The organism is Streptomyces sp. NRRL F-6492 (assembly GCF_001280125.1).
GTDB lineage: Bacteria > Actinomycetota > Actinomycetes > Streptomycetales > Streptomycetaceae > Streptomyces.
This window is the reverse complement of the sequence record NZ_LGEG01000113.1, coordinates 1-875: the sequence shown is the minus strand read 5'-3', so window position 1 is coordinate 875 and position 875 is coordinate 1. Positions and strand designations below refer to the sequence as shown.

Here is an 875-nt window from a genome sequence, read left to right as displayed (position 1 = left end):
AGAGGTTGTCTCACATGGTCTGAGCTGCATGGGGCATGATGGCGCTTGTGGCTGTCGATCTTTCCTCTCGTCTTGTTCCTGACGGGTTGTGGGCTCTGACGGAGCCCTTGCTGCCGAAGTTCGCGCCTCGGAAGCAAGGTGGGGGCACGGCCCCGGTCGATGAGCGGCAGGCGTTCGCCGCGGTGGTGTACGTGCTGACCAGCGGGTGTGCTTGGCAGTTGCTGCCCGACACCTTCGGTGTCTCGCCGGCGACTGCGCACCGGCGGTTCACCGTGTGGACGAAGGCGGGGCTGTGGCGTCGTCTGCACCGGGCAGTCCTGGACGAGCTCGGCGCCCGGGGCGAGATCGACTGGACCTCGGTCATCGTGGATGCCGCCCATGTGCGGGCGAAAAGGGGGGTTCGCTGACCGGGCCGAACCCGGTCGATCGCGGCAAGAAGGGCAGCAAGCTGCATGTGCTGTCCGAGGCCCAGGGCATACCTCTGGCCGTCGCCGTGTCCGGGGCGAACACCCACGACAGCCAGGCCCTGAAAGCCTTGGTCCGTGCCATACCCGCCGTCCGTTCCCGCCGCGGTCCGCGTCGGCGCCGGCCGGGAAAGCTCCGTGCGGATAAGGCGTACTTCTCCGCCCACCACCTGGCCTGGCTGCGTGAACGCGGCATCGTCCCGCGTATCGCCCGACCGGGGATCGAGTCGAGTGAACGGCTCGGCCGCCACCGCTGGAAGATCGAGAGGTCGATCGCCTGGCTGTTCGGATACCGCCGTCTCACTGTCCGATACGAGCGGAAGGGCTCGCACTTCCTGGCCTTCCTCGGTCTCGCAGCCGCCCTGACCTGTTACAAGAAGCTCGCGAAACTCACCACGTGAGACAACCTCT

Annotated in this window: 1 protein-coding gene; it reads left to right on the top strand. The window is 67.0% G+C overall.

Annotated features, from left to right (window positions below; all coding sequences use genetic code 11):
- Window positions 1-38 precede the first annotated feature (38 nt).
- Window positions 39-865 (top strand): IS5 family transposase gene (locus ADL08_RS35370; protein ID WP_107092005.1). Its coding sequence is split into 2 segments (ribosomal slippage): window positions 39-390 and window positions 390-865, totalling 828 coding nucleotides; the frame shifts between segments, so codons are not numbered across the junction.
- Window positions 866-875: the final 10 nt, after the last annotated feature.